This is a genomic window from Streptomyces graminofaciens, assembly GCF_030294945.1.
Lineage (GTDB): Bacteria > Actinomycetota > Actinomycetes > Streptomycetales > Streptomycetaceae > Streptomyces > Streptomyces graminofaciens.
On the sequence record NZ_AP018448.1, the window covers coordinates 9,582,287 to 9,608,307 of the forward strand.

The window sequence follows — 26,021 nt, forward strand, 5'->3', positions numbered from 1 at the left end:
AGGCGATCGACCCGACGGGGAGGGGTTCACTCAATGGCGGCGCAGTTCGGCAAGAGGCTCCGCAAGGGGGCGGCGACCACCGCTCTGGCCGCGGCCACGGTGGCGGCACTGGCCGCTTCGCAGGCCCCGGGAGTGATCACCGACAGCGCGGGCAGAGAGACGGCGGGCGCTCCCACGCCCGACGCCAGCCCCCAGGCCGACGACACCGCGTCCGGCAACTCGCGCTATTACACGGACCTTCCGCCCCTGGAGAGCCCCAACGCCACCCCGGGCACGGGCGACTCCTCCGGTGCGGCGACGGGCACGGCCGAGCGCGGCATACCCGCGACCGTCCTCGATGCCTACAAGAAGGCCGAGGCGTCCCTGCGCGACTCCAAGCCCGGCTGCAACCTGCCCTGGCAGCTCCTCGCCGCGATCGGCAAGGTCGAGTCCGGCCAGGCCCGCGGCGGCCGCGTCGACGCCGACGGCACGACGTACTCGAAGATCCTCGGCCCCGTCCTCAGCGGCGGCGCTTTCGCGAACATCAGCGACACCGACAACGGCGCGTACGACGGCGACAGCACGTACGACCGCGCGGTCGGCCCCATGCAGTTCATCCCCTCCACCTGGGAGTGGGCGGGCCGCGACGGCAACGGCGACGGCGCCAAGGACCCCAACAACATCTACGACGCCGCCCTGGCCGCCGGCAACTACCTGTGCCGCTTCGACTGGGACCTGTCCAACTCGGGCAACCTGCGCAGCGCCATCCTCAGCTACAACAACTCGACGGCGTACTACAACCTCGTCATGAGGTGGCTGGACTACTACCGCGAGGGCGCCCACGAGATCGAGGACGGCACCGGCTCGCTGCCCAACACGCCGAGCGGCGGCGGCAGCGGGAGCGGCAACTCGACGCCGAGCCCCAGCCCGACGCCGCCGGCGACGGACAAGCCGGGCAACGACAAGCCGGGCGGCGGCGGAGGCGGAGGCGGCTCCACCACCCCGCCCACCCCGCCGCCGACCACTCCGCCGACCCCTCCGTCCACGCCCACCGACACGGTCCACCACCTGGAGGACGCGGGTACGGACGCGCTCGCCGCGACGGCCGGCGACACCTTCGCCGACAAGGTCTCCGTCCGCACGGAGACCAAGGCGGGCAAGGCCGTGGCGAAGGTCCGTGTCCGCTTCACCATCGTCGGCGACACGGACACTGTCTTCTCCGGCGGCGAGAGCGTCGCCACGATCGTCACCGACAAGTCGGGCAAGGCCGTCGCGCCCGCGCTCCTGGCCGGTGAGAAGACCGGCGGCTTCAAGGTCCGCGCCACCGTCGTCGGCCGTACCGTGACCGCCCTCGACTTCGCGGCGACCGTCACCGCCCGCCAGGCCGACGCCCTCGCCCGTACGACCACCACCGAGCTGACCTGCGTCCCGAACGGCGAGTTCGCCGAGCAGGTCGAGGTGAAGGCCACCTACAAGGGCGAGCTCGCCGACAAGGTCGCGGCCACCGCCACGCTGATCAAGTCGGCGGAGGACGCCACCGAGAACGACAAGGGCCCCTACTTCAAGGACGCGAACGGCAAGACCGTACGCACCCTGACGGGACTGCAGACGGACGCGGGCGGCGTGCTCAAGCTCCCGAAGCTGTACTCGGACGACGCCGTCGGCACGTTCCTGCTCCGCGTCACCACGGAGGGCGGCGCGACCCTGACGGTCGAACTGAAGGTGGAGGCACCGGCGACCGCGTCGCCGTCGCCGTCACCGAGCCCCAGCGCGTAACACCTCCTCCGTACGACCTCTGCGGCGCTCCTCTTGCGAGAGGGGCGCCGCAGGTGTGTGTACGACCTGTTCTCATCTCATCCGGCGCTTGCTACGGTGCCGAATCTGACGAGCTATCAGTTTCCGTCGGTCGGGAGGCCCGTATGCGTGCTCTGATCGCCGCCGCGACCGGTCTCGTCCTCGCGTTCGCCCTGGTGTTCGCGATCACGGCGCTGGGTTCGCAGACGGGAAAAACCTCGCCGAAACCGATGCTGACCACGGTCCCCGCACACCCGTGACTCGTGACTCCGTGACTCCGTGACCTCCGAGAGGGAGGCCGAGATGCGCCGAAGGGCCGGCCTGATCCTGCTCGCGCTCGCCATGTTCTTCGCGGCGCTGTCCCCACTGCTGCGCTGGTACGCCTTCCCGCGCCTGGCCAAGATCCCGGCGAACGAGTACCAGTCCATGGTCCTCGAAGCGAAGGACGCGACCCTCCTCGACTACGGCACGATGACCGAGCGCAAGGTCGACAAGGTCACCATCGTGCAGACCCTCAAGGGCGATGTGGAGGCCTCCGAGAAGATCGAGAAGACGGTCGACCGGGACGTGGTCGTCTGGGACGGCCTCTCCTACGTCCAGGGCCCCGACGGCGGGATGGTCTCCGAGATCCCCGAGCGCTACATCTTCGACGCCCACACCCAGGAACCCGTCCACGCGGCCGGGGAGATGGTGGACGGCGACCCCGTGAAGCGAGCGGGTCTGGAATTCAAATGGCCCTTCCTGGTGGAGAAACGGGACTACGAGTACTTCGACGCCCAGGCCCGCACCACGGCTCCCATCCACTACAAGGGCACACGGAACTTCCGCGGCCTGGAGGTCTACTACTTCGAACAGACCATCCCCTGGACCGAGGTCCCCTTCCCCCGGACCATGCCCGTCGAGGGCATCACCCGGGAAACCGTCGCCAAGACGGGCACGACCCGCTGGTACACCACGGTCCGCAAGTTCTGGGTCGAACCCACCACCGGGGCCCCCGTGTACGGCGAGGAGATACACAAGGAGGAGCTCCGCGGCGGCACACTCCTCGGCGACCGGGAGAAGGTGACCGCGTTCGCCGGCCACGTGAAAATGCGCGAGGACTACATCGAGCACACGGTCGACCTGATCGCCTCCCAGCGCGTCGTGGTCCTCCTGATGACGTCGTATCTCCCCTGGGGCTTCCTGGGCCTGGCCGTTCTGCTGCTGTCCCTCTCCCTCTACCTGGAGGCCCGCGGCCGCAGGCCGGGCGAACCGGAGCCCAGCAGGCCCCCGGCACCCGAGCCGGTCAACGCCTGAGCCGCGCGTTGGTGAACCGGGTCGGCTCGGCCGCCGCCGGATCCTCGGGCCACGGATGCTTCGGATACCGCCCGCGCAACTCCGCCCGTACGGCTCGGTACCCGTCCCGCCAGAACGACGCGAGATCGGCGGTGACCGCGGCGGGCCGTCCGGCGGGAGACAGCAGATGCACGAGCAGCGGCACCCCGGCGACCGTCGGCGACCGCTCAAGCCCGAACATCTCCTGCAACTTCACGGCGAGTACGGGCCGCTCGGGGTCGGCGTAGTCGATCCGGATCCTGGACCCACTGGGCACCTCGATCCTCTCCGGCGCCAACTCGTCCAGCCGTACGGCGTCTCCGGTGCTCCAGGGCAGCAACCGGCCGAGCGCCTCCCCGGCGTCGATCCGCGTGAGGTCGGCCCGCCGCCGGGCCCGGCCGAGCTCCGGCTCCAGCCACTCGTCCACGCGCGCGTGGAGGGCGTTTTCGGAGACGTCGGGCCAGGGCTCCCCGAGACGAAGCCGCAGAAACGCGAGCCGCTGCCGCAACCGCTCGGCATCCTGCGACCACCGCAACAGCCCGAGCCCTTCGACCCGCAGCCCTTCGAGCAGCGCGTTCCGTACGAGGACGGGGTCGGCATCCCTGATCACTCGCACCGCCAACTCCAGGGCCCCCAGCCGCTCGACCCGCCGCGCGACGACGTCCCCCTCGCTCCAGCGCACCTCCTCACCCCGGCTGAGCAACATGCGTGCCGCGTCCCGCGCGACCCCCTCGTCGATCCCGGCCCCGAGCCGTACACGCGCGTGCCCGGCACCGACCGGCCGATCGGCGACGGCCACGGCGAGCCAGGCCGCCCCGCGCAACCCCGACCCGTCCCCGACCTCGGCCCGCGTACCGGACGCCATCAGATACGAGCCCCGGTCCACCTTGGCGACCCGCTCGGGAAACGCGAGCGCGGCGACAAGCCCGACGACCCGGTCGTCCCCGGCGTTCCCCCACCCACCGGCGCTGCTGAGGGCCGACACCAGCCGAAGGGACTCCCCGGTTTCCACCGGGGACGAGGAACGGCCGTCGCCCTCAAGAAGCCCATGACTCCCGCCACCGACACCACCCGGGACCCCGGACACGCCCGCGGCTCCGGCGGCCGAGATATCCGAACGGTCTGCCACTGCGCTGCCGGGAGTCCCGGCAGCGCCCCTGGGCGCGGGCGTCGACGCGGTTCGCAGGCGCCGTGCCTCCGTGCGCCAGCGAGCCGCGTAGGCGTCACCCCCGCGCCGTGCGCTGCGCAGCACGGCGGCCAGGTCGTCGCTGTACTCCCGCGGCGGCTCCTCGCTCAACAGTGCGACCACTTCCGCCGCACGCTCCGCACCGACCAGCGGCGCCGCGTCCAGGAGGGCCCGGGCCAGCCGGGGGTGCAGGCCCAGCCGGGACATGCGTACGCCGCGCTCCGTGGCCCGCCCGGCCGAGTCCACCGCCCCGATGGCAGACAGGACCTCCCGCGCCGCCGCCATCGCACCACCGGGCGGCGGATCCAGCAGCGCGAGCCCCAAGGCCCCCGGATCGCCCCAGCAGGCCGCCTGGAGGGCGAACGCCGTCAGGTCCGCGACCTTGATCTCCGGCGCCGGGAAACGCGGCAGACGGGCGTCCTCGGCCTCCGTCCAGCACCGGTAGACCGCACCGGGGGCCTCACGCCCCGCGCGCCCGGCACGCTGCCGCCCGGCCGCCTGTGAGGCCCGTACGGTCGTCAGGGCGCTCAGCCCACGCGCGTGGTCGACACGCGGCTCCCGGGCCAGCCCTGAGTCCACGACCACCCGCACCCCCGGCACCGTCAGCGACGACTCGGCCACCGAGGTCGCCAGGACCACCCGGCGTCCCGCTGCACCCGCCAGCACCGCGTCCTGCACGGCCGCGGGCGCCCGCCCGTGCACCTGGAGCACATCCACGTCACCGATTCCGCCCAGTTGCCCCGCCACGCGCGCGATCTCACCCACGCCCGGCAGGAAACAGAGCACGTCCCCCTGCCGCTCGGCCAGAGCGCGCCGCACCAACGACGCCACATGCGCCAGCAGCGCCGGGTCCACCCGCATCCCGTGCGGCGGCCGTACGGGACGCACCGGCGGCGCCCACACCACCTCGACCGGATGCGACACGCCCTCCGCCGCGACCACCGGCGCCCCGCCCAGCAGCCGGGCCCAGCCCTCCGCGTCCGTCGTCGCCGACGCCGCCACCAGCCGCAGCTCGGGCCGCAGCGCCTCCCGCACATCGAGCAGGAACGCCGCGACCGTGTCCGCGTCCAGATGCCGCTCATGGCACTCGTCGAGCACCACCACGTCGACACCGGGCAGCTCCTGGTCCCGCTGGAGGCGTTGCAACAGCACACCGGTCGTGACGACCTCCACGCGCGCGTGCCGCCCGACGACCCGCTCCCCGCGCACGGTGTAGCCGACGCTCCCGCCGACCTTCTCGCCCAGCAGCCACGCCATCCGCCGGGCCGCCGCCCGCGCCGCGATCCGCCGCGGCTCGGCGACCACCACCCGCCGCACCGGCCCGCCGTCCAGCAGCCCCGCCAGCGCCAACGGCACCAACGTCGTCTTGCCGGTGCCCGGCGGCGCCACGAGCACGGCCGTCCCGTGCGTCCGAAGAGCGTCGGTCAGACCGGGCAGGGCACCGCGCACGGGCAGCGCGTCCAGGGCGTCGTAACGGATCACGCCCCTAGTGTCGTACGCCCTGCCGGGCACCCGGCACGCCCGCGAAAACGTCCTCCACGCGCGCGTGCCTCTCTTTTCCGCCTCAGTCCCGCTCGCACACGAAGATCGCCGAACCCGGGATCAGGTTCCCGCGCAGCGGCGACCAGCCGCCCCACTCCGAGGTGTTCCAGGCGGGCCACTCCGGCTCGACCAGGTCCACCAGCCGGAAACCGGACGCGACGACGTCCCGGACGCGGTCGCCGACCGTCCTGTGGTGCTCGACGTACACCGCACGGCCCTCGTCGTCCTGCTCGACGTACGGAGTGCGGTCGAAGTACGAGGCCGAGACCGACAGACCCTCCGGGCCCGGCTCGTCCGGGAACGCCCAGCGGATCGGATGGGTCACCGAGAAGACGAAACGGCCACCGGGACGCAGCACACGGCGCACCTCGCGCAGCACCCGCACCGGGTCGGCGACGAACGGCAGCGCCCCGTACGCCGAGCACGCCAGGTCGAAGGAGCCGTCCGCGAAGGGCAGCGCGCCCGCGTCGGCGCACACCAGAGGGAACGATCCTCCGATGCGCAGAGCGTGCTGGAGCTGGCGGTGGGAGATGTCCAGGGCCACCGGACGGGCCCCCTGAGCGGCCAGCCAGCGCGCGCACTGCGCGGCGCCGGCGCCGATCTCCAGGACGTCCTTCTCCTTCAGGTCCTCGGCCGGCCCCAGCAGCTCGGCCTCGATCTCGTCGAGCCCCTCGGGGCCCCACACGAAACGGTCGTCCCCGAGGAACGTGCCGTGCTCTATCTGGTAGTCGTCCGCGTTCCGGTCCCACCAGCCCCGGTTGGCCCGGGAACTCTCCGTGGCCCCGGCCAGGCGTCGGGTGGCTTCCGGCTCGAACTCTTCGGGCTCTTGGATGATCGGCTCCCTCGTCGTACTCTTCCGTAACCCAAGTGGCGCAACCCGTCCGAACGGCGTCACGGAAGGGCTGTCTCAGGCCTGCGTGGCCTCCTGGGACATGTTTTGTGCCGGGTTTGCGGCGTTCCGCCCCGGGTGTGCGCCTTCGCGCATTGACCCTGCCTGGCTGCCCCCGTATGCTACAAGTTGCGCTGCGGGCCTGCGCACCTCAGACGTAGCAGGCTGCGCTCGCATCTGTCGTATGTCCCCTCGGTTTTCGAGGCGCCACCGGCTTTTTGCCTGGTGTAGCGCTTCCTTGGCTGTCCGGCTTCTTCAGAGCGATACGGGCTCCCGGCGTAGCAGTACCTACGACTTTCTGTCCGTAACCGGAGCCCTTTCCCACATGACGAGCAGCACCGAGACCACCGCCACCACCCCGCAGGTAGCGGTCAACGACATCGGTAACGAGGAAGCCTTCCTCGCCGCGATCGACGAGACGATCAAGTACTTCAACGACGGCGACATCGTCGACGGCGTCATCGTGAAGGTCGACCGGGACGAGGTCCTGCTCGACATCGGTTACAAGACCGAAGGTGTCATCCCGAGCCGCGAGCTCTCGATCAAGCACGACGTCGACCCCAACGAGGTCGTCGCCGTCGGTGACGAGATCGAAGCCCTTGTTCTCCAGAAGGAGGACAAGGAAGGCCGCCTGATCCTCTCGAAGAAGCGCGCCCAGTACGAGCGTGCCTGGGGCACCATCGAGAAGATCAAGGAAGAGGACGGCATCGTCACCGGCACCGTCATCGAGGTCGTCAAGGGTGGTCTCATCCTCGACATCGGCCTCCGTGGCTTCCTGCCGGCCTCCCTCGTCGAGATGCGCCGTGTCCGCGACCTCCAGCCCTACGTGGGCAAGGAGCTCGAGGCCAAGATCATCGAGCTGGACAAGAACCGCAACAACGTGGTCCTGTCCCGCCGTGCCTGGCTGGAGCAGACCCAGTCCGAGGTCCGCCAGACGTTCCTCACGACCCTCCAGAAGGGTCAGGTCCGCTCCGGCGTCGTCTCCTCGATCGTCAACTTCGGTGCCTTCGTGGACCTGGGTGGCGTCGACGGTCTGGTCCACGTCTCCGAGCTGTCCTGGAAGCACATCGACCACCCCTCCGAGGTTGTCGAGGTCGGCCAGGAAGTCACCGTCGAGGTCCTCGACGTCGACATGGACCGCGAGCGTGTCTCCCTGTCGCTGAAGGCGACCCAGGAAGACCCGTGGCAGCAGTTCGCCCGGACCCACCAGATCGGCCAGGTCGTGCCCGGCAAGGTCACGAAGCTGGTTCCGTTCGGTGCGTTCGTCCGCGTGGACGAGGGCATCGAGGGTCTGGTCCACATCTCCGAGCTGGCCGAGCGCCACGTGGAGATCCCGGAGCAGGTCGTCCAGGTCAACGACGAGATCTTCGTCAAGGTCATCGACATCGACCTCGAGCGTCGTCGCATCAGCCTCTCGCTGAAGCAGGCCAACGAGTCCTTCGGTGCCGACCCGGCCTCGGTCGAGTTCGACCCGACCCTGTACGGCATGGCCGCGTCCTACGACGACCAGGGCAACTACATCTACCCCGAGGGCTTCGACCCCGAGACCAACGACTGGCTCGAGGGCTACGAGACCCAGCGCGAGGCTTGGGAGCACCAGTACGCCGAGGCGCAGCAGCGCTTCGAGCAGCACCAGGCTCAGGTCATCAAGTCCCGCGAGGCCGACGAGGCCGCTGCCGCCGAGGGCGGCGAGGCCGCGGGTGCGGCTCCGGCCGCGGGCGGTGGCTCGTACTCCTCCGAGGGTGCGGACACCTCCGGTGCGCTGGCCTCGGACGAGGCGCTCGCCGCGCTTCGCGAGAAGCTCGCGGGCGGCCAGAGCTGAACGCTCACCGCTGAGGGCTGACAGATAGCTCTTGTGGGCCCACTCCCTTCGGGGGGTGGGCCCACAGTGCGTTTGTGCGGCTGGACCTTGCCGGGACGGTGCCTGCACAGCGGCGGCAACCGACGGAGACGGCGCACGGCAGCTGTCGAAGGGCGGCCAGTGGCCCAGTCCCTCGAATGCGCGCCGTGTGAAACGTGTGCGATATGCCAGTAGCCGACGGGCCGTAACGGCGCGCTGTCAGGCTTCCCCGGTCGATTCATGATCGGAAGGGGAGCCGAGTACATGGAGCGAACGACGCGCGGGGCGGACAGGGGAGCAGCCGACGGGGGTTTCTTCGGACCGTGGGCGTCACGGGCGGTGCCCACGTCCGCCGCAAGCCGCTCAACGAGCCCACCGGCCGCGTACTTCGCCGGCGACTGGCTCAGCCATACCATCGCCGCGCAGCACGTGGCCTTCGAGTCCGCCCGCAAGGCCGTGAGCGCGCTCCACGCGCGCGTGCCGACGGCGTAGCCCCTCGGGAGCGCGGGAAGGGCGGCGGGCGGAGCTGTAAAAAGCCCTCAAAAAAAGGGCTGCCGGGAATGCCGGTGGCCCGTATCGCGTTGTGGAGTACGAACACGAGGAGGAGCGGTCACGGTGCTTGATCCGCAGGGTTTGTACGCATGGGAGCCGAAGGGGCTGGCAGTCGTCGACATGGCGCTCGCCCAGGAGTCGGCGGGATTGGTCCTGCTCTACCACTTCGACGGATACATCGACGCGGGCGAGACCGGCGACCAGATCGTCGACCGGCTCCTCGGCTCGCTGCCCCACCAGGTCGTGGCCCGCTTCGACCACGACCGCCTGGTCGACTACCGAGCACGCCGACCGCTGCTGACGTTCAAGCGCGACAAGTGGACCGACTACGAGGAGCCCACGCTCGACGTACGGCTGGTCCAGGACGCCACCGGGGCGCCCTTCCTGCTGCTGTCCGGCCCCGAGCCGGACGTCGAGTGGGAGCGCTTCGCCGCAGCCGTCCAGCAGATCGTGGAGCGGCTCGGCGTCCGCCTGTCGGTGAACTTCCACGGCATCCCCATGGGCGTGCCGCACACCCGCCCGGTGGGCCTCACCCCGCACGGCAACCGCGCGGACCTGGTGCCCGGCCACCGCAGCCCCTTCGAGGAGGCGCAGGTGCCCGGCAGCGCCGAGTCCCTCGTCGAGTACCGGCTCATGGAGGCCGGACACGACGTGCTGGGCGTCGCCGCGCATGTGCCGCACTACATCGCCCGCTCCGCGTACCCGGACGCCGCCCTGACCGCCCTGGAGGCGATCACCGGGGCGACAGGTCTCGTGCTGCCCGGCGTCGCGCACGCACTGCGCACGGAGGCGCACCGCACACAGACGGAGATCGACCGGCAGATCCGCGAGGGCGACGAGGACCTGGTCTCCCTCGTCCAGGGCCTCGAGCACCAGTACGACGCCGCAGCGGGTGCCGAGACCAGGGGCAACATGCTCGCCGAGCCCGTCGACATCCCGTCCGCGGACGAGATCGGGCGGGAGTTCGAGAAGTTCCTCGCAGAGCGGGAGGGTGAGGGCTGACCTCGCCCTGAGCGGTCGTTCTCGGCCGTCGCTTTCGATAGTCGCTTTCGGTCGTCGCTCTTGAGCCGTGCGAGGCCCGGTTTCCAGGGCCTCGCACGGCTCTGTCAGTGGCAGGGCCTAAGCTGCCGGGCATGCTGAAAGTGGGCCTGACCGGTGGGATCGGTGCCGGCAAGAGTGAGGTGTCGCGGCTGCTCGTGGAGTGCGGCGCCGTACTGATCGACGCGGACCGCATCGCGCGCGAGGTCGTCGCGCCCGGAACACCGGGGCTCGCGGCGGTCGTAGACGCCTTCGGCGACCAGGTGCTCGCGCCCGACGGCGGCCTGGACCGCCCCAAGCTGGGCTCCATCGTGTTCGCCGACCCGGAGCGTCTCGCCGCGCTGAACGCGATCGTGCACCCTCTGGTGGGCGCCCGCTCCCGAGAGCTGGAGACCGCCGCCTCGGACGACGCCGTGGTCGTCCACGACGTCCCGCTCCTCGCGGAGAACGGCCTCGCCCCGCTGTACGACCTCGTCGTCGTCGTCGACGCCGCCCCCGAGACCCAGCTCGACCGTCTCGTCCGCCTGCGCGGCATGACGGAGGAGGACGCACGCGCGCGCATGGCCGCACAGGCCACCCGCGATAAGCGCCTGGAGATCGCGGACATCGTCATCGACAACGACGTGCCCCTGGAAGACCTGCGCTCGCGGGTGCGGGAGGTATGGGCGGACCTGGTGCGCAGGACGCGGGACGCCGAGGAATAGCGGGTCCCCCGGGGGCGTTGATTCCTGCCAGCAAGGGAAGGACTCAGCCGTGCCCGAGACCAGCGGTTCCATAGGACGTACCCCGGAGACGCATGTCATCGACTACCGCGCCGCCGAGCGGCTGCTCGCCGCGCGCGACCCGCGGGGCGCGGTGAAGCTGCTCGACTCCGTCATCGCCGCACATCCCGAGAACACGGCGGCCCGCCTGCTGCGCGCCCGCGCCTTCTTCGCGGCGGCCCAACTGCGGCCCGCCGAGCTGGAGTTCACGATCGTCCTGGAGCGCGAGCCGGACAACGCGTTCGCGCACTTCGCCCTTGCCCGCACCTACCAGCGACAGGCCCGCCCCGAGCAGGCCAAACGCCACTTCCGGCTCGCCGCGGCGCTCGACCCGAACCCGCAGTATCTGAAGGCGGCGGCCTTCGACTCCTGAGGCGGTCGGCCGGGGCCTGTGGTCACGGCCGGTGCTCCGGTGGGCGGTACGGGGGGATGTCTCGGCCCGGCTGGTAATGGGGGCCCTGGTGGATGTGGCGCAGGACCATCGTGAAGTCGACGGTGACGATCAGCCACAGGACGCCGAAGACGATGGCCCAGCCGGGCTGTCCCGCCAGGGTGAAGGCGACCGTTCCGGTGATCGCCCAGATCAGGCCCCACACGCTCAGCCAGAGGCGCAGCCGAAGGGCACTGCGCGCTGTCGTCGGTTCGCTGCCTGTACGCATCCGGATCACAGCTCCTGTCCGGATCATCGCTCCTATCGGAAACGTACTCCTCGGTTCGTCCGTTCTCCACGTGGTGACCGTGAGTAGCGGAGGGGGAGAGTTCGACGTGCTGCTGGATGTGTTGCGGGCGGACGAGAAGGTCGGGGAGTGGCTGAAGGGGCTGGAGAGCGGGGGCGTGTCGGGGGCGGCGGTCGACCTTCCGGCGGCCGAGCTTCCGGAGGTCGTTCTTCCTGAGGGTGATGATCTGCCCGATGTTCTGCTGGACCTGGCCGTGCCTTTCGAGGACGTCAACGACCTGGTCGCGCTGCGGGGCGCGTTGGCGGCGGACGAGGAGGCGACACTCCTGCTCGAACGGTGTGTCCGCGGGCTTGTGCGGGACATGGGGGAGGTCGGCAAGGGGCTCAGACTTCAGCAGTTCCCACGGGAGTCGGGACCGCTGGGTCGCTACTTCCACGTGTTCGTCCTGGCCGCCGCCCTGCCGTATGTGCGCGCGTACCACCGGGAGCGCGGCATTCCCGACGACATCTCGCGGCGTACGCTCGCGGATCTCGGCCGCGGCCTGGTGCTGCACCGGCAGCGGTACGGGGCCGGTGGACTGTCGGCGCCGGGCTGGTTCTCGCTGCACTTCCACGGGGAGCTGTTCCATCTGGGTCGGCTGCAGTTCCAGCGGGCTCGGCCTGGCGGGTGGGAAAGGGCCGCGCTCGCGGCGGCAGGCCTGGAGCTGGGGCCCGGTGATCCCTGCCTCGACCTGCACATCGCCGACTTCCGGGGACCGCTGACGCCGGAGGCGTGCGATCGGTCGCTCTCGCTGGCCAAGGAGTTCTTCGCGCGCCACTTCCCGGAGGAATGCTACGCGGCGGCCGGCTGCCACTCCTGGCTTCTCGATCCGCAGCTGAAGCGGTACCTGCCGGCGGACTCCAACATCGTCCGATTCCAGGAGCGGTTCCGGATCGCCTACGGGGACCGTGGGCCGGAGGACGAACTGCCGGTTCGTTTTGTGTTCGGGGACCCGGATCTGCCCGTGGAGGCGCTGCCGCGGCGGACGAGCCTCGAACGGGTCGTCGGGGATCACTTGCGGGCGGGTGGGCACTGGTACTGCGGGCATGGGTGGTTCGAGTGGTGACGGAGGAGCGGGGGCGGAGAAGCGGAGAGGCGGAGGGGCGAAGGTCGCGGGTCCTTCACCCTATTGAGTGACCGTTGTGCGGAACGGGTTCGAGTTGCCTGTCCGTTGGACGGATATGAGCATGCAGACCCGTGAGGGGCACGAGGGGACCGGGCCGGGTGCGATCACCCCGGACGGCTGCGCTGTCGAGTTGTACGAGCGGTTGTCGGTGGGCGACGAACCGGAGGTGATCGCGGCCGCCGCGCCCGAGGGGGCGCGCATTCTCGAACTGGGCAGCGGGGTGGGCCGCGTGACGCATCCGCTGATAGAGCGGGGGTTCGAGGTCACGGCGGTGGACGAGTCGGCGGAGATGCTGGAGCGGGTGCGCGGGGCGCGCACGGTACGCGGCTCGATCGAGGAGCTGGACCTGCGCGAGAGGTTCGACGTGGTGCTGCTCGCGTCGTTCCTCGTCCACACCGGGAATGTCGAACTGCGGCGTCAGCTGCTGGACGCCTGTCTGCGGCATGTCGCCGACGGCGGCTTCGTACTGATCCAGCGCGAGGGGGAGGATTACCACACGAACGTGCCACGCGAACGGGTCGACCCCAACGGATTCACCATCCGCATAGCCTCGGTCGAACCGGTCGAGGACGGGGTGAACTCGATCCGTGCGGAGTATGTCTTCCCGGACGTCACCTGGACCCAGACCTTCAGGGCACGGCCGCTGACCGAGGAACAGTTCGAGGAGGCGCTCGGGGAAGCGGGGCTGAAGGTGGACCGGTATCTGACGGAGGACCGGACATGGGTGAAGGCGGTGCCGGTGCAGCGGTGCTGATGAGTTCGGGGGGTATTGGCTGCTTGCCGCTCAGGCCACAGGAACGGTGGTGCGGCGTCGGGTGTGTAGGTGCTGTGGTAGCTCGGCCGGTTCGCTGCGGGTGGGTGGGGGCTTGCTCGCGCAGTTCCCGCGCCCCTGAAGCGGCGCGGGAACTGCGCGAGCGACCACGATGATCCTGTGCCCGCCCGCCAACGCACCCAGCCCACCCGAGCTCTCCCGCGCAGGAGGCGGGGCTGAACTCAGGTCGGGTCCGTGTCGCCGAAGCCGCGAAGGCGTTCCAGGTCGCGGCGGTCTCGTTTGGTGGGGCGGCCCGTGCCGCGGTCGCGGATGCCGATGGGGGCCGTGGCCTCGCGGGGCGGTGGCGGCGGGCTGTTGTCGACGTAGCACTGTGAGGCAACCGGGGCTCCGACGCGCTTGCGGATCAGGCGTTTGACGACGACGATCCGCTCGTGGCCCCCGGCCTGGCGGAGGCGTACCTCGTCGCCGACGCGGACCGTGTACGCGGGCTTCACACGGACACCGTTCACCCGGACGTGACCGCCCCGGCAGGCGGTGGCACCCATGGAGCGGGTCTTGACGAGACGGACGGACCAGATCCAGCTGTCGATGCGGACCGATTCGCCGCTGGCCGCTTGGGCCGCTTGGGCCGCCTCGGCGGCGGCCACCGCTTCGGAGTCGAGGGTCGCCGTGTCGGCGTCGGTGCCTGTGCCCGTTCCGGTGTCGGCCGTCTGCTTGGCCATGCCTTCACCCATGCCTTCATCCGTGCCTTCAGAAGCCATGTCCTCGACCTTAGCCTCCCGGGGCCTGGGTCCGGCGATCACCGGTCGTACCGTGGAGGCATGGATGGCGGGATCGGCCGTGGCAGCGGCGGTGGGCTGGCTGGGCTCGATGCGCGGATCAGCGAGTGCCGGGCCTGTCCTCGGCTCGTCGAGTGGCGGGAGGAGGTGGCCCGTACCAAGCGGGCCGCGTTCGCCGACCAGGAGTACTGGGGGCGGCCGGTGCCGGGGTTCGGGCCGGCCGACGCGGCGCTGCTGATCGTCGGGCTCGCACCCGCCGCGCACGGGGCGAACCGGACGGGGCGGATGTTCACCGGCGACCGCTCGGGCGACGTGCTGTACGCGGCGCTGCACGATGTCGGTCTGGCCTCGCGTGGCACCGTGGTCGACGTGGACGACGGGCTGGAGCTGTACGGCGTACGGATCACCTCGCCCGTGCACTGCGCGCCGCCCGCCAACAAGCCGACGCCCGAGGAACGCGACACGTGCCGGCCGTGGCTGGTGGGTGAGCTGGAGCTGTTGCGGCCGACGCTGCGGGCCGTGGTCGTGCTCGGTGCCTTCGGCTGGCAGGCCCTGCTGCCCGCGCTCGCCGAAGCCGGGTGGGACGTGCCCCGGCCGCGGCCCGCCTTCGCCCATGGCGCCCGTGTGCGACTCGGCGGGCTCGATCTCTTCGGCTGCTTCCACGTAAGCCAGCGCAACACCTTCACCGGTCGGCTCACCCCCACGATGCTGCGGGACGTACTGCGGACGGCGGCGGGCACGGCGGGGCTGGACACCCTGCCGTAGCGGGCCGACGGCCGTCGGCGCACCTGGCGGCGCCCGGCGCACCCGGCTGTTGCCGGCGGTGGCTCGTCGCGGCCGGAAAAGCTGGTGTCGGCGTTCCCGCGCGGCGGTTAGGGTCGCGCAATGCCCCCTTACCCGGAGATCGAACCGTACGACCACGGCATGCTCGACGTCGGGGACGGCAACCTCGTGTACTGGGAGGTGTGCGGGAATCCGCGCGGCAGGCCCGCGGTCGTGCTGCACGGTGGGCCGGGGTCCGGTGCCGGGGCCTGGTTCCGGCGGCTGTTCGACCCGGCGGCGTATCGGATCGTGCTGCTGGACCAGCGCGGGTGCGGGCGGTCCACGCCGTCGGCGAGTGCGTACGAGACCGATATGAGCGTCAACACGACCGCCCATGTGATCGCCGATCTGGAGCTGCTGCGGCGGCACCTGGGGATCGGGCGGTGGCTGGTGTGGGGCGTGTCGTGGGGGTCGGTGCTCGGGCTGCGGTACGCGCAGACGCACCCCGAGGCCGTGACCGAGCTGGTGCTCACCGGTGTCGCCACCGGCTCCGATGCCGAGGTCGCCCTGATGACCAGGGGGCTCGGACATTTCTATCCGGAGGCCTTCGAGCGGTTTGTGGCCGAGTTGGCGGAGGGGGAGCGGGACGGGGATCTGGCGGCCGCGTACAACCGGCTGATCGAGTCCCCCGACGAGGCGGTGCGGGCGCGGGCGGCGCGGGCCTGGACCGACTGGGAGACGGCCGCCGCAGCAGAGCCGCCGCGCTCTGTGCCGCGCTTCGAGGACCCCGAGTTCCGCTACTCCTTCGCCCGTACCGTCACCCACTACTGGGGCAACGGCCACTTTCTCGGGGATGCCGGGGAGGGCCACGGGGGCGTCGTCCTGCGTGACGCGCCCCTGCTCAAAGACATCCCCGGCACCCTCGTGCAGGGCACCCTGGACCCCGGCAATCTCCTCGGCATCGTGTGGCGTCTCCACCACGCCTGGCCCGGCAGCGAGCTGATTCTCGTCGACGACGTGGGACACAACGCGGGCGCGCCGGACATGGCGGCGGCGCTGGTTGCGGCGACGGACAAGTACGCGGGGCGGTGACAGGCGTCCTGCGTCGGACGGCGCGGGCCGCCGCGAAGGGCCGGGCGCTGACGGCCCGAGGTGCCGCTGCGGTGGACCGAAATCACGGAGGTGCCGTGCTCCCGGCCGCTTCCGTCAGCGCGTCCGCCGCCCCCCGCCGTCGCCGCCCCCCGCCGTCGCCGCCCCCCGCCGTCGCCGCCCCGTGCAGTCGCCGCCCCGTGCAGGGGGGCGCCCGGCGTCATCGGTGTTCACGGGGTGCCGGGATCGCCGTCCTCCTCGAACAAGTGCCGCACTGTCGAGCGGTAGTTGGTCCGCACGTGGGTGAGTGCGTGGGCGCGGGCCCGGTCCGGGTCGCCTGAGGCGATCGCCTCGTACAACTCGCGGTGTTCCACGAGCAGTTGGGGCCACTCCTCGTTGCGTCGGGTCATCCAGCGCAGACGGCCGGCGACCGGTTCCAGGGCCTCGATCAGCAGGGCGTTGCCCGCCATCGCGACGATGCGGTCGTGGAGGCGGCTGTTGATGTCCGTGATCGCCTCCGCGTCCCCCGCCTCGGTCGCGACGGCCGCGCGGTCGAGGAGTTTCTCGACCTCGGCCAGGTCCTGCGGTGTCGCCCGTGAGGCGGCGAGTCCGGCCGCGTAGACCTCCAGCGCCTCGCGCAGTTCGAAGAGTTCCTTGACGTCGTTCGGGGTCAGGCGTCGGACGACCGTACGGCGTGGCGTCTCGAAGTGGACGAACCCCTCGGCGACCAGCGCGCGGATCGCCTCACGCACCGGGACCCGGGAGACGCCGAAGCGGTCGGCCAGCTCGCGCTCGACCAGGCGGTCGCCCGGGCGGAGGCCGCCCGAGATGATCTCCTGTCGCAGCGTGGCGAGGACGCGCTCACGGACGGCACCGAGGGGTTCGATCTTCGTCGGGGAGCTCATGGGGTCATCTTCCTCATGAGGCCATCTTCGCCGACCCGGGGGGTGTTTTACGGAGCGTTAACAGATGCGACATCGGTCAGAACGCTTGACGGAGGGACCATGACCGCAGTTTGGTATACCAAACGGCTGCAGTCCTCCACCCCCCGTCCCCCGTCGTCCCTGGAGGCCCCGTGTCCCTCGCCGACCGTGCCGAAGTCATCGGCACAGCAGCGTTCGTCCCCGATCCCCGGCTCACCAACGAAGACCTCGCCCCCGCCGGGAAGCGGAACTGGAAGGTCTTCGACCTCTTCGCGATGTGGATGTCCGACGTCCACAACCTCGGCAACTACACCTTCGCGGCCGGCCTGCTGGTCCTCGGCATGAACGTCTGGCAGGTCTTCACGTCCCTGCTCGTCGGCTTTGTGATCATCTACATCGGCATGAACTGGATGGGAAAGATCGGTCAGCGCCACGGCGTGCCCTTCCCCGTCGTCAGCCGCATCAGCTTCGGCGTCTGGGGCGCGAACATCCCGGCGCTGATCAGAGCCGTGATCGCCATCATGTGGTACGGCATCCAGACCTACCTGGCCTCGGTCGCGGTCAATGTGATGCTGCTGGCGGCCTGGCCGGGCCTTGAGTCCTGGACGCACCACTCGTTCCTCGGGCTGGACGCGCTCGGCTGGGTCTCCTTCGTCTCACTGTGGCTGATCCAGGCGCTGATCATCAGCCAGGGCATGGAGTCGGTGCGCAAGTTCCAGGACTTCTGCGGCCCGGCGATCTGGCTGGTCATGATCGCGCTGGCCCTCTGGGTCCTGGCCAAGGCCGGCTGGTCCATCTCGCTCACGACCACCCCGCACCCGGTCTCCGTCGGCGAGCAGTGGCGGCAGTGGTTCGGCGCGATCGGCCTGATCCTCGCGACGTACGGCACGCTGATGCTGAACTTCTGCGACTTCTCCCGCTTCGCGCCCGACTACAAGACCGTCCGGCGCGGCAACTTCTGGGGCCTGCCCATCAACTCGACGGCGTTCGTCGTCGTGTCCGTGATCGTCACCGCGGGCTCGCTGGAGGTGTGGGGCGAGGCCATCACCGACCCGGCGGAGCTCGTCGCCAAGGTCGGCAACACCTGGGTGATGGTGCTGGGCGCGCTGACCTTCGCCATCGCCACCATGGGTGTCAACATCGTCGCCAACTTCGTCTCACCGGCGTACGACCTCGCTAACGTCTGGCCGCAGAAGATCACCTTCAAGGTCGGCGGCATGATCAGCACGGTCGCCGCCCTGGTCGTGACCCCGTGGAACCTCTTCTCCAACCCCACGGTCGTCAACTACTTCCTCGGCGGCCTCGGCGCCTTCCTCGGCCCGCTCTTCGGCGTGATCATGCTCGACTACTTCTGGGTCAAGCGCGGCCGTATCGACGTCGACGAACTCTTCGACGCCGAGCCCGGCTCCCGCTACTACTACCGCAAGGGCGTCAACCCCAAGGCACTGTGGGCGTTCCTGCCCGCGGCCGCCGTCTCCGCGGTGCTCGCCCTGGTGAAGGACTTCAGCGCGGTCGCCCCGTACTCCTGGTTCATCGGTACGGCGCTCGCGGCCGGGCTGTACGCGGTGCTGTGCCGCTCCGAGCGCGCGGCCGTCGTGGAGACCGCTTCCGAGCCGACTGTCGCTGTGGAGGGCTGAGAAACGTGCGGATCGTCGTCACCAACTGCAACACCACGCAGGAGATGACCGAGGAGATCGTACGAGGTGCCCGGGCCGCGGCAGGCCCGGGCACCACCGTGACCGGGCTCACCCCGGCCTGGGGACCGGAGTCCGCGGAGGGCTGGCTCGACAGCTACCTCTCCGCCGCCGCCGTCCTCGACACCCTGCGGACGTACGAGGAGCCGTACGACGCCGTGGTCATGGCCGGGTTCGGGGAGCACGGGCGCGAGGGCGCGCGGGAGTTGGTGGAGGTGCCGGTCGTCGACATCACCGAGGCCGCCGCGCACCTCGCGTGCATGCTCGGGCGGCGCTACGGCGTCGTCACCACGTTGGACCGGACGTGCGGGCAGATCGAGGACAGCCTGGACACCGCCGGTGTGGGCCGCAACTGTGTCGCCGTCGTCGGCACGGGCCTCGGCGTGCTCGAACTCGGCGACTCCGCCCGCACCGAGGAGGCCTTCGTACGCGCCGCCGAGCGGGCGCGGGACGCGGGCGCCGAGGTGCTGGTGCTCGGCTGCGCCGGGATGACCGGGTTGCAGCGGGCGGTGGGGGAGAAGCTGGGGCTGCCCGTCGTCGATGGCGTGGGCGCGGCCGTGAAGCTCGCCGAGTCGTTGGTGTCGCTGGGGCTGACGACCAGCCGGGCGGGGAGCTATGCGAAGCCGCTGCCGAAGAGGAGGGAGTGGGGGGAGGGTTCGTAGGGGCCTGCGGGTGTGGGTATCGGGTGCGGGGTCGTGGGCGTGGGGGCGTGAGGGCGCGGGTGTGGGTCCGCTTCCGTCGGAGTGATGGTGCCGCCACCTCGCCGGGAGGGCGGGCCGGTGGGCGCGTCGGCCCGGCTCCGGAGTCCGGGAAGCGAGGGCATGGGGAATGCCGCCGGTGTCGCCGACACGAGTCGCCGTTGCGGACGGAGTGCGCACGTGCGCAGCCTCCTGCTGGGAAGGCGTTCAGCCACATCAGGAATTCGGAGGACAGGGGGCAGGTCCATGTCCCGGCCGCGCGGGTTGGCGGGCGCGGCCCCTGGCCGAGCCCCCCCCCCGACCAGCCCTGACGGCGAGCATGCCCGGACCCGGGCGTCCTCCGCGTCAGCCCCGGTCGGGCTCCGGTACGACCGCCGTCGCCGTGATCTCCACCAGCTGGCCCGTGTAACCGAGGCATGCCACGCCGAGCAGGGTCGAGGAGTGCGGGCCGATGCTGAGCCCGGACGCCTCGACTACGTCCCACACCGCGGAGAGGACGGCGGTCTCGCCGCTCACCACGTACACATCGGTCGACACGACGTGCGCGAAGTCGCTGCCCACCTCCCGCAACTGCTCCCCGAGGTTCGCCAGCACCTGCTCGGCCTGCCGCACGGGATCCCCCTCGCCGACCAGCTTCCCGTCGGCGTCCAGCGGAACGGAACCCGCGAGAAAGGCCAGCCTCGTCCCCGCCTCGACGACGGAGGCGTGGGAGTAGACGGGCGGGGCGAAGAGGGTGGGCACGGTGACGCGCTGGATCACGAAGGCTCCCGGAGGTATCGGCCGGTACGAGGGGCAACCTGTGGATCATCTGCGGGTTGCTGCCCGACCGCATCCGAATTCCCGACGTCGCCGGGCCGCCGGAGCACCTCACCGCACGCTCCGTCGACTTCACCATACGGACTCTTGACCCGCCAGCCTCCCCTCCTGGCCCACCCGTTCGAAGCCCTCGATCCTGCGGGCCAGCCCCTCCGGCTCGCCGATGTCGCACCACTGCCCCTGCCTCGCCTCGGCCCACTCCTCCTCCCCTCGCACCAACGGGCGCCCCCGCACGGCGAGATGCACCGCGAGCGTCGACCGCGCGTAGAGCCGCAGCCGTACGGCGTCACGCTCGTCCGGCATCCGGCCGGCCAGCTGCCCGTGCGCCTCGGTCTTGCGGAGTCGGAGCCAACCGCCTTCATTCCCGGCCACGAGCAGCGGCACCATGCCGACGGCACCGACCCCCGCACCGGCCGCCCTCACCCCCTCCGCCACCAGGAACGTCAACTCCCCCTGTTCTCCCGGACTTCGTACGGTGGCAGGTACGACAGCCGGGCGAACCCCAGGGCGTGCTTCCACGAGGTGACCCACAGGCCGCGGACGAGGTAGTGGCGGACGGAGCTCTGCCAGGTCCAGTACGCGTCGAGCCGGAAGCCGTGCAGGCCCTCCGCCCGGCACGCCTCGTACACCGTGTCCAGCGCGGCGGAGGCGAGCCCGCGCCGCCGGGCGACCGGGTGGACGTACAGCGACCAGACCGGAAGGGCGCCGATGCCGGTGGGCCAGGTGTCGACGGCGATGGTGCCCACGCTCCGCCGCGCCGTGTGGCTGTGAGCGAGTCCGGGTCCACGCACTCGCCGAGGGCGCCCTCGGCGAGTGAGGCCAGGTCCCAGAGCGCGAACCGGCCGTCCTCGCCGGGACCGACAGGGCGCAGGGCGGGGGAGACCGACAGACGTTCGTGCACGCGCTGGGCGTGATCGTTTCGCATGGACCGGAGCGTAGGGACGCCATCGTCCCGCCTGCCCGGCCCTGCAAGGGACTTCACCTCCCGCTTCACTGAAGAGGCGGACCTGCCCCTTGAACGCACGCTTGGATTTCGCACTCCTGTGCAAGCGCTGGGTACACCTCGGCGATGGCCGCGCAGATCCGTTGCCGCAGCAGCGTGACGGCCTCGGCCCGGCCGGAGTGGCGCCCGTACCCGGGCAGTCCGTCCAGGAGTTGGTCGTAGTGGCTCAGCCGGTGCCGTAAGTAGTCGACCTTCCAGGGGTCGAGTGAGGAGCGGTCGACGGGGCCGGCTGTAGGTGGAGCGGCAGCACGGTCGACGGGGCCGGCTGTAGGTGGAGCGGCTCCACGGTCGGGTGGCGTGCCGTCCCTCCGGGCGGGGCCGGTGACGCCCGCCCGGCGCCACTCCGCCTCCTTGCGTGCTCGGTGCTCGACCGCCCGGAGCGCCAACCTGCCCGGGTCCAGGCGTGGCACGTCGATCGGCTCGCTCCAGATCCGCTCCAGAACCTCCTCCCTCCGTCGCCGCACCGCGGCCCGTACCGCCTCGGACCGCCGTCCCGAGGCCTCCGCCATCGCTCGGAACTCGGCGCTCCGCTCAGCCGTCTCGACCCGTGCGAGCCGATACAGCCGGACCCGCGGCCCGCCCCTGACCCGCGGATTCACACTCAGGCGGTCGGCTGCCCCGAGCAGCCGGTGCACCATCCCTCCGGTCCAGCCGCGCACCCGCAACCCGGCCAGTGACACAAACCGCTGGCCGTCCTCCTCGTAGCCGCCCATCGCAACCTCCCCCGTGGCTTTCGGGCACGCCTCGGCAGACCGGACGCACCCGTCAATGGTCACTCTCTGTGACAGTGATTCATTGATAGCTCACACCACTGACAATCGCCTCGGGGACCCTCGGTCGCCTCAGTACTCCGCCTCAGTGCTCCGCTCAGTGCTCCGCTCAGTACTCTGCGTCGTCCTTCGACGACACGACGACGGGTGGCCCGGCGAGGACGCCGCCGTCCAGCACGAACTCGCTGCCCGTCGAGAACGTGGCCTCGGTGACGACGAAGAGCACCATGCGGGCGACCTCCTCGGGCTCGCCGAACCGGGGAATCGGCTGCCCCGAGGTGTAGGAGTCGTCGAAGTCGGCGGTCATCGGGGTGCGGATGGCGCCCGGGTGGACGGAGCACACGCGGATCCCGTCGGGGGCCAGCTCCAACGCGGCGGTCTTCGTCAGTCCGCGCAGCCCCCACTTGCTCGCCGCGTACGAGCCGATGCCGGCGTAGGCGGTCAGTCCCGCGAGGGAGGAGATGTTCACGATCACCCCTCCGCCGGACCGACGCAGGGAGGGCGCCACCGCGCGCATGCCCAGCCATGGGCCCTGGAGGTTGACGTCGATGACCTGGCGGAACGATTCGAGGCTCTGTTCCTCCATCGGGCCCCACGCGGCGATCCCCGCGTTGTTGACCAGCACCGAGACCGGCCCCAGCTCCCGTTCCACCTCGGCCACCGCCCGCTGCCAGCCGTCCTCGCTGGTCACGTCCAGGGCCACGGAAGGTGCTCTGTCGCCGAGTTCCGCCGCCAGTTCCGCCCCCTCGGTGTCGCGGACATCGGCGACCACCACGGCGGCGCCCTCGGCCGCGAGGAGGCGTGCCACCGCGGCTCCGATTCCTCCGGCCGCACCGGTGACGATCGCCACCCGCTCGGTGAGACGTCCCATCGTGACCTCCTGAGTACGGCGGCGGCGTCGTCGAAGCGCTCGTCACCAGCATCGGGCGCGACACGTCCGGTCGCAGCTCTGGATGACCAGATGGGCGTCCCTCGGCCGTCTTCCGCGTTTCCTGCCCTGCCCTGCCCGGCCTGATCGGCGAATAGGCCATGGCCGCTTTGAGCTCGCGGCGTCCGTTAGTCGCTCGTGCGTGGGGATCCGCCGGTTACCGTTGGAGTTCGGACGACGACGGATCGCGAAGGGGGCCCGGTGGACGAGGAGTTGACCGCGCTGGCGGCGGCGGGAGCGGCGGCGCTGATTCAGGAGATGGTGACCGACGGGTGGGCGGGGCTGCGCAGGCGGGTGGTCGCGCTGTTCTCGCGGAACAGGGACGAGGAGGCCGTGCGGGCGGAGCTGGAGGAGTCCCGCGCCGAACTGGTCGACGCGCGGGCGGACGGTGACACGGCGGTCGTGGCCGACCTGGAGACCGAATGGCGTAACAAGCTCCGGCGTGCGCTGCGCGACACCCCGGAGGTGGCCGCCGAACTCCGCGCGCTGCTCGACGAACTGACGCCCCCGGCCGAGGAGCCCGGCAAGGGATCGGTCCACAACGTCATCAGCGGCGGCGTGCAGCACGGCAACGTCATCCAGGCCCACACGCTCGGCAATGTGACGCTCGGCGAGCCCGGGCGATGAGCGGGAGCGGCGCGGCACTCGCCGACCAGGCCTTTCTTGACCGCGTGGCCGACCGCCTCGCCGCCCTCCCCGCCGTCCGTGCCGTCGCCCTCGGCGGCTCGCGTGCCGAAGGCACCCACACCCCGGACAGCGACTGGGATCTCTCGGTCTACTACCGGGGGCCGTTCGACCCGGCGGACCTCCGAGCCCTCGGCTGGGACGGCGAGGTGTCCGAGGTCGGCGGCTGGGGCGGCGGGGTTTTCAACGGCGGCGCCTGGCTGACCATCGAGGGGCGTCGGGTGGACGTCCACTATCGCGACCTCGACGTCGTCGAACGGGTGCTGGCAGAGGCGGAGGAGGGGCGCTTCCGTGTGGAACCACTGCTCTTCCACCTCGCCGGGATCCCGAGCTACCTCCTTGTCGCCGAGCTCGCCATCAACCACGTCCTGCGCGGCGAACTCCCACGCCCGGCCTCGTACCCGGAGGACCGGGAGGACCGGGAGGACCGGGAGGACCGGGAGGACCGGGAGAACCTGGAGGACGCGGAGGACGCGGAGAACCCGGGAAACCCAGGGGACCCAGGGAACCCGGCGCACGCGGGTTACCCGGAGAAGCTCCGTGCCTCCGCCGCCGACCGCTGGCTCGGCACCGCCCGAGCCACCCTCGCCTACGCGAAGGCCAACCACGCGCCCAAGGGCCGTCTCACAGAAGTCGCTGGTGCCATCGCCACGGCCGCTGCCCAGGCCGGCCATGGTGTGCTGGCGGCGCGCGGGCAGTGGGTGACCAACGAGAAGCGGCTGCTGGAACGGGCGGGGCTCCGGGCGGTCGACGGGATCATCGCGAGCCTGAGCACCGAACCGGCCGCGCTGACGAGGGCGGTCGCCGAGGCGGAGAAGCTCCTCGGCGTAGAGGTGGAGTAGCTCCTCGGAGTCGGGGAGGAGAAGCTCCTCGGAGTCGGGGAGGAGAAGCTCCTCGGAGTCGAGGCGGAGTAGCTCCTCGGAGTCGAGGCGGAGTAGCTCCTCGGAGTCGAGGAGGAAAGGCTCCTCGGAGCCGTCGAATAACCCTTCGAGAAGCCTCGTCCCGCGCTGATACCGTCACCCACGTGGCGAAACTCAATCAGATCATCGCAGTCGAGAAGGGCGTCAAGGCCAAGTCCCACCAGGACCTGACGGCCGCCCATCACGGGCTGCAGAAGCCCGCGTTGCTGGCCGGAATCTCGCGTACGTACCAGCCGAAGGACGAGGAGGGCGAGCAACTGCCGCCCGAGTCGACCCGGGTGCAGGTGCGGGCCGAGGACGTGCTGCGGGAGACCGCCGGAATCCTCACACGGCTGTTCGATGTGACCGCCACCAAGGACTGGGCCAACTGCACCGCGCGGGCGGACGTGACGGTGGACGGACGAGTGCTCGTCGCCGACGTGCCCGTGGCCTATCTGCTCTTCCTGGAGAAGCAGCTCGGTGAGGTCAACGCCCTCATCCGCAGGCTGCCGGTGCTCGACGCCTCCGAGGCCTGGGCGCAGGACCCCTCCACCGACGCCTGGAAGACCGAGCCCGTACGGACGGTGCGGACGAAGAAGGTACCCCGCAACCATGTGAAGGCCGAGGCGACCGACAAGCACCCCGCCCAGGTCGAGGTCTACTACGAGGACATTCCCGTCGGGTACTGGACCACCGTCAAGTTCTCCGGCGCCCTGCCCGCCCGGCGCGTCAACGAAATCCTCGACCGCGTCGAGAAGTTGCAGCAGGCCGTGAAGTTCGCACGGGAGGAAGCGAACGGCGGTGACGTCGTCGACCAGCGCGTCGGCGACGCCGTGTTCGGCTACCTGTTCGGGTAGTCTCACAGACTCCCCGGCCGATCTCTGTGTCGGACGGGGTGCGCGAGGAGCGCAAAGCTGAAGCTGAGCCTTGTCGTGACGGAGCGGTCCGTACCCGCCGAAGAACGTAGGGACGGGCCGTCATCAATCTCAGACTCTCGCTCCAGACTCAGTATGCGCCGCCGATCGTCGCTACAACCGGGCCCAGGCCCCGGGACGTCGAAGTGCCGGTTCAAGTCCGGCCCGCACAGCTCGATGTGCGGTGGTCCAAAGGCAGGACGCGGCGACATGACGACTGACCTGGGTTCTCAACCGTGGCGGCGTGCCGAATGGGCGGCATCTCAGAGCCCGGGGGCCGGCTACGCCCCCGGGCTCACCCATGTCCCATGTCCCGGGACTCGGACCCGGACGCCGGACACCAATCCCTGCCGTTGCGTTCATAAAGAACATGGCCTTTCCAAGCATCGTCACGCCCCGGTAATGCGAGCGTTCGAAATTCGCCGGGCGCACCCCCTACCGTGGGAGTCACCCGTAAACCGTGGGAGCCCCCGGCACAACCGTGGAGTCACCCGCCAACGCCCCGGCCACCGTCGCCCGAAGGCAGTCACCCCGCCCTCGTCCGAACAGGAGC

The 26,021-nt window shown here is 70.8% G+C and carries 27 protein-coding genes; 17 read left to right on the plus strand and 10 right to left on the minus strand.

What is annotated here, in order from left to right:
• The first annotated feature begins 33 nt into the window (after positions 1-33).
• The 3 genes from SGFS_RS42145 (at position 34) to SGFS_RS42155 (ending at position 3,069) form a co-directional block, all read left to right on the plus strand.
• Positions 34-1,755, plus strand: coding sequence for a lytic transglycosylase domain-containing protein (locus tag SGFS_RS42145; protein ID WP_286257622.1), 1,722 nt, complete (start codon positions 34-36; stop codon positions 1,753-1,755).
• 143 nt (positions 1,756-1,898) lie between these two features.
• Positions 1,899-2,033, plus strand: a complete 135-nt coding sequence (locus SGFS_RS42150) for an SPW_0924 family protein (protein ID WP_286257623.1) — start codon at positions 1,899-1,901, stop codon at positions 2,031-2,033.
• A gap of 43 nt (positions 2,034-2,076) precedes the next feature.
• Positions 2,077-3,069 (plus strand): PorA family protein, encoded by a 993-nt coding sequence (locus SGFS_RS42155; RefSeq protein WP_286257624.1) that lies wholly within the window; start codon positions 2,077-2,079, stop codon positions 3,067-3,069.
• Here SGFS_RS42155 and SGFS_RS42160 read toward each other — a convergent pair.
• Complete coding sequence (locus SGFS_RS42160) at positions 3,059-5,755, minus strand: ATP-dependent RNA helicase (RefSeq protein WP_286257625.1); 2,697 nt, start codon at positions 5,753-5,755, stop codon at positions 3,059-3,061. The two genes, SGFS_RS42155 and SGFS_RS42160, sit on opposite strands and share 11 nt — an antisense overlap.
• Positions 5,756-5,837: 82 nt before the next feature.
• Positions 5,838-6,710, minus strand: coding sequence for a class I SAM-dependent methyltransferase (locus tag SGFS_RS42165; RefSeq protein WP_286257626.1), 873 nt, complete (start codon positions 6,708-6,710; stop codon positions 5,838-5,840).
• 319 nt (positions 6,711-7,029) lie between these two features.
• On the opposite strand from SGFS_RS42165, the gene rpsA reads away from it, so the two are divergent.
• The 5 genes from rpsA to SGFS_RS42190 all read left to right on the plus strand — a co-directional run bounded on the left by rpsA (position 7,030) and on the right by SGFS_RS42190 (position 11,268).
• A complete protein-coding gene (rpsA, locus tag SGFS_RS42170; protein ID WP_286257628.1) occupies positions 7,030-8,526 on the plus strand; it encodes a 30S ribosomal protein S1 in 1,497 nt (498 codons plus the stop codon).
• A gap of 282 nt (positions 8,527-8,808) precedes the next feature.
• Positions 8,809-9,036: a hypothetical protein gene (locus tag SGFS_RS42175; RefSeq protein ID WP_286257629.1), complete on the plus strand. Its 228-nt coding sequence runs from the start codon at positions 8,809-8,811 to the stop codon at positions 9,034-9,036.
• Between the two features lie 123 nt (positions 9,037-9,159).
• Complete coding sequence (locus SGFS_RS42180) at positions 9,160-10,098, plus strand: PAC2 family protein (RefSeq protein ID WP_286257631.1); 939 nt, start codon at positions 9,160-9,162, stop codon at positions 10,096-10,098.
• A gap of 131 nt (positions 10,099-10,229) precedes the next feature.
• On the plus strand, positions 10,230-10,838 hold the full coding sequence (gene coaE / locus SGFS_RS42185; protein WP_286257632.1) for a dephospho-CoA kinase: 609 nt from the start codon (positions 10,230-10,232) through the stop codon (positions 10,836-10,838).
• Positions 10,839-10,887: 49 nt separating this feature from the next.
• Positions 10,888-11,268 (plus strand): tetratricopeptide repeat protein, encoded by a 381-nt coding sequence (locus SGFS_RS42190; RefSeq protein WP_286257633.1) that lies wholly within the window; start codon positions 10,888-10,890, stop codon positions 11,266-11,268.
• 22 nt (positions 11,269-11,290) lie between these two features.
• On the opposite strand, the gene SGFS_RS42195 is transcribed toward SGFS_RS42190, so the two are convergent.
• A complete protein-coding gene (locus SGFS_RS42195; protein WP_286257634.1) occupies positions 11,291-11,554 on the minus strand; it encodes a DUF6343 family protein in 264 nt (87 codons plus the stop codon).
• Positions 11,555-11,660: 106 nt separating this feature from the next.
• Here SGFS_RS42195 and SGFS_RS42200 point away from each other — a divergent pair, with 106 nt between their 5' ends.
• Positions 11,661-12,677, plus strand: coding sequence for an acyltransferase domain-containing protein (locus SGFS_RS42200; RefSeq protein ID WP_286260329.1), 1,017 nt, complete (start codon positions 11,661-11,663; stop codon positions 12,675-12,677).
• A 115-nt stretch (positions 12,678-12,792) separates the two neighbouring features.
• Entirely contained in the window at positions 12,793-13,491 is a 699-nt protein-coding gene (locus tag SGFS_RS42205; protein ID WP_286257635.1) for a class I SAM-dependent methyltransferase, read from the plus strand.
• A gap of 239 nt (positions 13,492-13,730) precedes the next feature.
• Here the strand turns inward: SGFS_RS42205 and SGFS_RS42210 are convergent, their stop codons facing one another.
• Positions 13,731-14,270, minus strand: coding sequence for an RNA-binding S4 domain-containing protein (locus SGFS_RS42210; protein WP_434028142.1), 540 nt, complete (start codon positions 14,268-14,270; stop codon positions 13,731-13,733).
• A gap of 60 nt (positions 14,271-14,330) precedes the next feature.
• On the opposite strand from SGFS_RS42210, the gene SGFS_RS42215 reads away from it, so the two are divergent.
• Positions 14,331-15,053, plus strand: coding sequence for a uracil-DNA glycosylase (locus SGFS_RS42215; RefSeq protein WP_286257636.1), 723 nt, complete (start codon positions 14,331-14,333; stop codon positions 15,051-15,053).
• Positions 15,054-15,173: 120 nt separating this feature from the next.
• On the plus strand, positions 15,174-16,142 hold the full coding sequence (pip, locus tag SGFS_RS42220) for a prolyl aminopeptidase (protein ID WP_286257638.1): 969 nt from the start codon (positions 15,174-15,176) through the stop codon (positions 16,140-16,142).
• 227 nt (positions 16,143-16,369) lie between these two features.
• Here pip and SGFS_RS42225 read toward each other — a convergent pair whose 3' ends face one another.
• Positions 16,370-17,044: a GntR family transcriptional regulator gene (locus SGFS_RS42225; protein ID WP_286257639.1), complete on the minus strand. Its 675-nt coding sequence runs from the start codon at positions 17,042-17,044 to the stop codon at positions 16,370-16,372.
• Positions 17,045-17,214: 170 nt separating this feature from the next.
• Between SGFS_RS42225 and SGFS_RS42230 the strand changes: the two genes are divergently transcribed.
• Positions 17,215-18,699 carry an NCS1 family nucleobase:cation symporter-1 gene (locus SGFS_RS42230; protein ID WP_286257640.1) on the plus strand — a complete coding sequence of 495 codons (1,485 nt, stop codon included), beginning with the start codon at positions 17,215-17,217 and terminating at the stop codon, positions 18,697-18,699.
• 5 nt (positions 18,700-18,704) lie between these two features.
• Positions 18,705-19,418 carry an aspartate/glutamate racemase family protein gene (locus tag SGFS_RS42235; protein WP_286257641.1) on the plus strand — a complete coding sequence of 238 codons (714 nt, stop codon included), beginning with the start codon at positions 18,705-18,707 and terminating at the stop codon, positions 19,416-19,418.
• A 381-nt stretch (positions 19,419-19,799) separates the two neighbouring features.
• Here SGFS_RS42235 and SGFS_RS42240 read toward each other — a convergent pair whose 3' ends face one another.
• The 5 genes from SGFS_RS42240 to SGFS_RS42260 form a co-directional block, all read right to left on the minus strand.
• Positions 19,800-20,213 carry a RidA family protein gene (locus SGFS_RS42240; protein ID WP_286257642.1) on the minus strand — a complete coding sequence of 138 codons (414 nt, stop codon included), beginning with the start codon at positions 20,211-20,213 and terminating at the stop codon, positions 19,800-19,802.
• Between the two features lie 129 nt (positions 20,214-20,342).
• Positions 20,343-20,717: a hypothetical protein gene (locus SGFS_RS42245; protein ID WP_286257643.1), complete on the minus strand. Its 375-nt coding sequence runs from the start codon at positions 20,715-20,717 to the stop codon at positions 20,343-20,345.
• Positions 20,714-21,016: a GNAT family N-acetyltransferase gene (locus SGFS_RS42250; protein WP_286257644.1), complete on the minus strand. Its 303-nt coding sequence runs from the start codon at positions 21,014-21,016 to the stop codon at positions 20,714-20,716. Before SGFS_RS42250 ends, SGFS_RS42245 begins: the two co-directional genes overlap by 4 nt.
• A gap of 244 nt (positions 21,017-21,260) precedes the next feature.
• The gene (locus SGFS_RS42255) at positions 21,261-21,986 is read right to left on the minus strand and encodes a hypothetical protein (protein ID WP_286257645.1); all 726 of its coding nucleotides are present in this window, start codon (positions 21,984-21,986) and stop codon (positions 21,261-21,263) included.
• Between the two features lie 166 nt (positions 21,987-22,152).
• Positions 22,153-22,914 (minus strand): glucose 1-dehydrogenase, encoded by a 762-nt coding sequence (locus SGFS_RS42260; RefSeq protein ID WP_286257647.1) that lies wholly within the window; start codon positions 22,912-22,914, stop codon positions 22,153-22,155.
• A gap of 258 nt (positions 22,915-23,172) precedes the next feature.
• Between SGFS_RS42260 and SGFS_RS42265 the strand changes: the two genes are divergently transcribed.
• The 3 genes from SGFS_RS42265 (at position 23,173) to SGFS_RS42275 (ending at position 25,411) form a co-directional block, all read left to right on the plus strand.
• Positions 23,173-23,598, plus strand: a complete 426-nt coding sequence (locus tag SGFS_RS42265; protein ID WP_286257649.1) for a hypothetical protein — start codon at positions 23,173-23,175, stop codon at positions 23,596-23,598.
• The gene (locus tag SGFS_RS42270; RefSeq protein ID WP_286257650.1) at positions 23,595-24,497 is read left to right on the plus strand and encodes a nucleotidyltransferase domain-containing protein; all 903 of its coding nucleotides are present in this window, start codon (positions 23,595-23,597) and stop codon (positions 24,495-24,497) included. The genes SGFS_RS42265 and SGFS_RS42270 overlap by 4 nt, the downstream gene beginning before the upstream one ends.
• A 182-nt stretch (positions 24,498-24,679) precedes the next feature.
• Positions 24,680-25,411 (plus strand): DUF7873 family protein, encoded by a 732-nt coding sequence (locus SGFS_RS42275; RefSeq protein WP_286257651.1) that lies wholly within the window; start codon positions 24,680-24,682, stop codon positions 25,409-25,411.
• Positions 25,412-26,021 lie beyond the last annotated feature (610 nt).